General features: G+C 67.3%; 6 protein-coding genes. 1 reads left to right on the top strand and 5 read right to left on the bottom strand.

Going from position 1 to position 6,040, the window contains the following annotated elements:
• From ACU0BR_RS07245 to nadA, 4 genes are all read right to left on the bottom strand, one after another.
• Positions 1-1,188 (bottom strand): 2Fe-2S iron-sulfur cluster-binding protein (locus ACU0BR_RS07245; protein WP_446156182.1); only part of this gene is annotated, 1,188 nt, incomplete at its 3' end.
• Positions 1,185-2,945: an NAD(P)H-dependent oxidoreductase subunit E gene (locus ACU0BR_RS07240; RefSeq protein WP_446156181.1), complete on the bottom strand. Its 1,761-nt coding sequence runs from the start codon at positions 2,943-2,945 to the stop codon at positions 1,185-1,187. The genes ACU0BR_RS07240 and ACU0BR_RS07245, both read right to left, overlap by 4 nt.
• Before the next feature lie 252 nt (positions 2,946-3,197).
• A complete protein-coding gene (nadC, locus tag ACU0BR_RS07235; RefSeq protein WP_446156180.1) occupies positions 3,198-4,052 on the bottom strand; it encodes a carboxylating nicotinate-nucleotide diphosphorylase in 855 nt (284 codons plus the stop codon).
• A 21-nt stretch (positions 4,053-4,073) separates the two neighbouring features.
• Positions 4,074-5,120, bottom strand: coding sequence for a quinolinate synthase NadA (nadA, locus tag ACU0BR_RS07230; RefSeq protein WP_446156179.1), 1,047 nt, complete (start codon positions 5,118-5,120; stop codon positions 4,074-4,076).
• 106 nt (positions 5,121-5,226) lie between these two features.
• On the opposite strand from nadA, the gene ACU0BR_RS07225 reads away from it, so the two are divergent.
• On the top strand, positions 5,227-5,550 hold the full coding sequence (locus ACU0BR_RS07225; protein WP_446156178.1) for an MliC family protein: 324 nt from the start codon (positions 5,227-5,229) through the stop codon (positions 5,548-5,550).
• Here the strand turns inward: ACU0BR_RS07225 and ACU0BR_RS07220 are convergent, their stop codons facing one another.
• Positions 5,551-6,039 carry a tetratricopeptide repeat protein gene (locus tag ACU0BR_RS07220; RefSeq protein WP_446156177.1) on the bottom strand — a complete coding sequence of 163 codons (489 nt, stop codon included), beginning with the start codon at positions 6,037-6,039 and terminating at the stop codon, positions 5,551-5,553.
• Position 6,040 lies beyond the last annotated feature (1 nt).

The following is a 6,040-nucleotide window of genomic DNA, read 5'->3' as shown; positions in this document are numbered from 1 at the left end:
GTTGAAGGTGGCCGTCACCGCGCCCGATCCGACGTTCTCGATCAGCGCCGCGACCGAGGACGCATGGCACAGCCGCGTGCAATGGTCGACGTTGTTGTGCCCGAAGCCCTGGCGGATCAGCTTCTGGAACAGATAGGCCTCTTCGTTGGTGCATTTGGCCGACCCGAAGCCCGCGACCGATGCGCCGCCCTTGTTCGCGCGCAGATCCTTCAGACCGTCGGCGGCGAAATCCAGCGCCTCTTCCCAGCTGGCTTCGCGGAAATGCGTCAACGGGTTGGCGGGGTCGACGTTCAGCCCCTTGGCCGGGGCGTCCGCGCACCGGATCAGCGGTTTGGTCAGACGGTGATCGTGGTGAATATAGTCGAAGCCGAAGCGCCCCTTGACGCACAGCCGCCCTTCGTTCGCGGGGCCGTCGATGCCTTCCACGAACTTCACCCGGCCGTCCTTGACCTTCAGGCTGATCTGACAGCCCACGCCGCAGAACGGACAGACCGAGGCGACCTCCGCGTCGTAATCCTTGCTGTCGCCCTGCTGCGCGTCGTCCACGATAGAAGCTTCCATCAGCGCGCCGGTCGGGCAGGCCTGCACGCATTCGCCGCAGGCCACGCAGGTGCTGTCGCCCATCGGGTCGTCCATGTCGAACACCGGATAGGCGTCATGCCCGCGCCCGGCCATGCCGATCACATCGTTGACCTGCACCTCGCGGCAGGCACGCACGCACAGCCCGCACTGAATGCAGGCATCCAGATTCACCCGCATCGCCACATGGCTGTCATCGAGCAGCGGCACGCGGTCCACATCCATGGTCGGGAACCGGCTTTCCGTCACGCCCTGCATCTCGGCCATGTCCCACATGTGCGAGGAGCGATCGTGCGCGACATCGCGCTCCGGCTGGTCGGCCTGCAACAGCTCCATCACCACGCGCCGCGCCTGCGTCTCGCGCGGCTGGGCGGAGGTCACGACCATCCCCTCGGCGGGCTCGCGGATGCAGGACGCGGTCAGCACGCGCTCGCCCTCCACCGCGACCATGCAGGCGCGGCAATTGCCGTCGGACCGATAGCCCGGCGCATCCTTGTGGCACAGATGCGGGATCAGCGTGCCCTCACGCTTGGCAACTTCCCAGATCGTCTCTCCGGGGGCGGCCTCGACGGATTTGCCGTCGAGTGTAAAGCGGATAGCGTCGCTCATTGGTCCTGCTCCTTGCGCTCAAGGCTTTGCTCGGTGTCGAAACCGTCTTCGGGCGGCACGCTGCCGGTGGCGCCGACCTCTTCGCTGAAATGCTGCATCACCATGCGGATCGGGTTCGGCGCGGCCTGCCCCAGCCCGCAGATCGACGCATCGCCCATCGCGGTGCACAGATCCTCCAGCAGATCGGCGTCCCAGCGGTCGGCCTGCATCAGCTTGACGGCCTTCTCGCAGCCCACGCGACAGGGCGTGCACTGGCCGCAGCTTTCATCCTCGAAGAACCGAAGCATGTTCAGCGCCGCATCCCGCGCGCGATCGTGATCCGACAGCACCACCACGGCGGCCGATCCGATGAAACTGCCCAGGGGCTGCAACGTGTCGAAATCCAGCGGCACATCGTCGATGCGGGCCGGCAACAGCCCCGAAGACGGCCCGCCCGGCTGATAGGCCTTGAACTCATGCCCCTCGGCCATGCCGCCCGCGGCTTCGATCACATCGAGGATCGTCGACCCGGCCGGCAGCAGATATACCCCCGGCTGCGCCACCCGGCCCGAAACCGAATAGCTGCGCAAGCCCTTGCGGCCGTTCTTTTCGGTGCCGCTCAGCACCTCCGGCCCCTCGCGGCAGACGCGGGTGACCCAATGCAACGTCTCGACGTTATGGACCAGCGTGGGGCGGTCGAAGATCCCGACCTGCGCCACATAAGGGGGCCGGTGGCGCGGGATGCCGCGCTTGCCCTCGATCGATTCGATCATCGCGGATTCCTCGCCGCAGATATAGGCGCCCGCCCCGCGGCGCAGGTCGATGAACCCGGCAGGCACCAGCCCCGCCTGTTCCAGCGCGGCAATCTCGGTAGCGAGGATCTCCAGCACCGCCGGATATTCGTCGCGCATGTAGATGAAGCAGGTCTCCGCCTCCACCGCCCAGGCGGCGATCAGCATCCCCTCCAGGAACAGATGCGGCACCCGCTCCAGGTAATAGCGGTCCTTGAACGTGCCGGGCTCGCCCTCATCGCCATTGACGGCCAGATAGCGCGGCCCCGCCTCGGCCCGCACGAACCCCCATTTCCGGCCCGACGGAAACCCGGCACCGCCCAGCCCCCGCAGCCCGGAGGAGAGGACGGCCTCCTGCACCTCTTCCCAGTTTCCTTCCCGGCGCAGCCTCTCCAGCGTGGCATAGCCGCCGCCCGCGCGATAAGCCTCCAGCGCCTCATAGTCGGGCAGATGCGCATGGGTGTCGCCCGCCTCGATCGCGGCGCGCGTCTTTTCGACCGTCGCACGGTCGATATGGTTGTGCCCCAGCTCCAGCACCGGGGCGGTGTCGCAACGGCCCATGCAGGGCGCGCGCAGCACGCGGACCTCGGCGGGGTCCATGCCCTGCGCCAGGGCCTCGCGCAGCGCCTCGGCGCCGGCAAGCTCGCACGAAAGGCTGTCGCACACGCGGATCGTCAGGGCGGGCGGCGGAACCTCGCCCTCCTTCACCACATCAAAATGCGCGTAAAAACTTGCGACTTCGTAAACCTCGGCCTGGCTGAGGCGCATCTCCTCGGCCAGCGCGCGCAGATGTGCCGCCGACAGATGCCCGAAGGCATCCTGGATCAGGTGCAGATGTTCGATCAGCAGGTCGCGGCGGCGCGGGCGGTCGCCCAGCAGGGCGCGTACCTCGCCCCAGGCGGCATCGTCAAGCTGGCGCCCCTTCGGCGTGCCGCGGCCCTTGCCCCGACCGGATTTCCATACGCCTTTGCGGTCATCGAGCGCCATTGATCCGTCCCCCTGCGTTATTCATAATGTTCAACTGTTTTTCCTGACAGTCAATTAGAATGTACCGTGGCATACCACCTGCCGACAGCATTTGCCGCATTGCCACGGGCGAACCACCATGGGACGCGACGCACGGCGTCGGTTTTGCGGCATCATCGGATTTGGGCATCGTCCCGCCCGACCCATGAGGGCCTGCGGAAGGGGGGCGCGCGAGACGATGCGGCGCGCCTGCGCATCGCAGGGATTCGCGGGTTAGAGGTCGAGCCCCAGATCGAGCGTGCTGGCCGAATGGGTCAACGCCCCGACCGAGATGTAATCCACGCCCGTCGCGGCGACCTCGGCGATCCGTTCAAGCCGCATGTTGCCCGATGCTTCGGACGTCATCGCGCCGTTCAGCCGCGCGACCCCGCGCGCCAGCGTGGCGGTGTCCATGTTGTCGAACAGGACCACATCCGCGCCGCCCGCGCGCAGCACCTCTTCCAGCTGGTCCAGCCGGTCGACCTCGATCTCCACCCGCGTCATATGCGAGGCATGGGCGCGCACGGCCGCCAGAACCTCGGCGATGCCGCCCGCGGCGGCGATGTGGTTGTCCTTGATCATCACCGCATCCGACAGGCCAAAGCGGTGATTGTGCCCGCCGCCATGCAGCACGGCCTGTTTCTCGGCCAGCCGCAGCCCCGGCGTCGTCTTGCGCGTGCAGGTGATCCGCGCGGCGGTGCCCTTTGTGCGGGCGGCGAATTGCGCGGTCAGCGTCGCGATCCCCGACAGGCGGCCCGCGAAATTGAGCGCCACCCGTTCGGCCGACAGGATCGCGCGCGCGCAGCCTTCGACCTCCAGCAGGGTGTCGCCGGGGGCGATGGCACTGCCGTCGGGACGGTGGACGGTTACCTTCAAGGCGGGGTCGAACACCCGGAACGCCAGCGCCGCGATCTGCATCCCCGACACCACGCCCGCCTGCCGTGCGACGATCGCCGCGCGCGCGCGTGTTCCCGGCGCGATCACCGCGCGGGTCGTCACGTCGCCCCAGTCGCCCAGATCCTCGGCCAATGCGGCGCGCACCATGGGTTCCAGCAGAAAGTCGGGCAGGCCCGAGGGCGCGGTGTTCATCGGGGATCCTTCGGGCAGTGGCTAAAGTGTGAGCGTGCGGGAGATGTCGATCATCCGCTGCACCGCCCGCCGCGCGCCCCGCGCGACCTGCGCATCCACCTCGACCTGCCCCTCCATCGTGTGCAGGGCGTAGAGAACCTTTTCCAGCGTGATCTTCTTCATGTAGGGGCACATGTTGCAGGGTTTGGCGAAATTCACATCCGGCAGCGCGTCCGAAATATTGGAGGCCATCGAACATTCGGTCACCAGCAGCGCATGCGCGGGGCGATGCCGCTCCACCCAGTCGATGATCCCCCCGGTCGAGCCGGTGAAATCGGCCTCCGCCACGACCTCGGGGGTGCATTCGGGATGGGCGATGATCTTCAGCCCCGGCTGCGCCTCGCGGTAGGCGCGCAGATCCTCGGGGGTGTAGAGCTCATGCACGATGCAGGAGCCGTCCCAGAAGACCACGTTCTTGCTGCTCTGCTTGGCCACGTTCTGCGCCAGGTAGCGGTCGGGCGTCATGATGACGGTGTCGCCCTCCATCGCCTCGACGATCAGCAACGCATTGGCAGAGGTGCAGCACACATCCGAGGCCGCCTTCACCTCGGCGGTGGTGTTGACGTAGCTGACCACCGGCGCGCCGGGATAGCGCGCGCGCATCTCTGCCACGCCCTCGGCGGTGATCGATTCCGCCAGCGAGCAGCCCGCGCTCATGTCGGGCATCAGCACGGTCTTGGCCGGGTTCAGGATCTTCGACGTCTCGGCCATGAAATGCACACCGCATTGCACGATGACCGCGGCCTCGACCTCGGTGGCCTTGATCGCCAGCTGCAGGCTGTCGCCGACGTGATCCCCGATTCCATGGTAGATCTCGGGCGTCATGTAGTTATGCGCCAGCACCACCGCGTCGCGTTCGCGCTTGAGCTGCTCGATCGCCAGGACGTAGGGCGCATAGATCGCCCAGTCGGGCGGCGAGACGACGCGCTGCATCCGCTGGTAGATATGCGCCGTCGCCTCGGCCTTTTCGGTCGAGGGGGCAAGATCATAATGATCCGAAAGCAGGGCGTGCACCGAGTGGTCCAGCATGGCGTGGCCTCCGATAGTATTTTCGCGTGTTTACATTTGACGTCGCGGAAGTTCCAGCCAAATTGCCGGGTATCGCCCTCCTGCCCGCCGCGATCGAGGCCCCGCCATGCGACCCTGCCCCGTCCTTTGCACAGTGACCGCCGCACTGCTGTTGAGCCCCGCCCTCTCCGCCGCCGGAGAGTTGATGGATTTGAAGCAAGCGCCCGTCTATCGCTACGATTGTCAGGGAACGCCCGTTCGCGCCCGCTTCCACGGCGACTGGGTGGCCTTGCGCGTGTCAGATGGCGCGCCCCTGACGCTTGCTCGTCGGCGCGCGGCTTCGGGGGCGCGCTATGCGAACGTCGATGGAACGCTCGTGTTCTGGGATCGCGGGGGTCGCGCGTCATTGCAGAGAGGCACGGAACGGAGCGAGTGCACCCGCCTGGATTGATCAGCTCTCCACGATCAGCAGACAGGCGGCCAGAAACCACCGGGTATCGTCGAAATAGGGCGGCTTTTCCCCTCGCCAGCGCGTCAGATGGCGGTGCGGGGTCGGTTTTCCCGCCAGACGCAGCGTGATCGTCTCGCGCGTCTCGGCGGCGAAACGGCCCATGCGCAGCGCCAGATTGGCCTGAAAGGTTTCCCGATGCCGCGCTTCCATCCGCAGATGGAACATCGAACTGCGGCTGCGCGGGGCGGTTCGCAATCGCTCCAGATCCGGCGCCGCCCGGTCCCATGCACGCAAGGCCCGTTCCAGATGCCGCCGCCCCCGCGCCCCCTGCCCCCGGCTCAACGCGATCAGGCCCAGATTGGCGCTGACCGTCGCGTGCCTGCGATCGTCGCGCGCGAACCGCGCCCGCGCCAAGAGCCGCGCCGTGCGAAACAGCAGCGCAGCGCGCGCGCCCTGCCCCGCGCTCCAGGCCCCGCAGGCGCCTTCCATC

Source organism: Brevirhabdus sp., assembly GCF_052826345.1.
Note: the sequence above shows the minus strand (reverse complement) of the source record. Positions and strands in the feature narration are given on the sequence as shown.

Coding starts and splice junctions, on each gene's coding strand:
- ACU0BR_RS07240 (WP_446156181.1), bottom strand. CDS start 2,945: ATGGCGCTCGATGACCGCAAAGGCGTATGGAAATCCGGTCGGGGCAAG.
- nadC (WP_446156180.1), bottom strand. CDS start 4,052: ATGAACACCGCGCCCTCGGGCCTGCCCGACTTTCTGCTGGAACCCATG.
- nadA (WP_446156179.1), bottom strand. CDS start 5,120: ATGCTGGACCACTCGGTGCACGCCCTGCTTTCGGATCATTATGATCTT.
- ACU0BR_RS07225 (WP_446156178.1), top strand. CDS start 5,227: ATGCGACCCTGCCCCGTCCTTTGCACAGTGACCGCCGCACTGCTGTTG.
- ACU0BR_RS07220 (WP_446156177.1), bottom strand. CDS start 6,039: ATGGAAGGCGCCTGCGGGGCCTGGAGCGCGGGGCAGGGCGCGCGCGCT.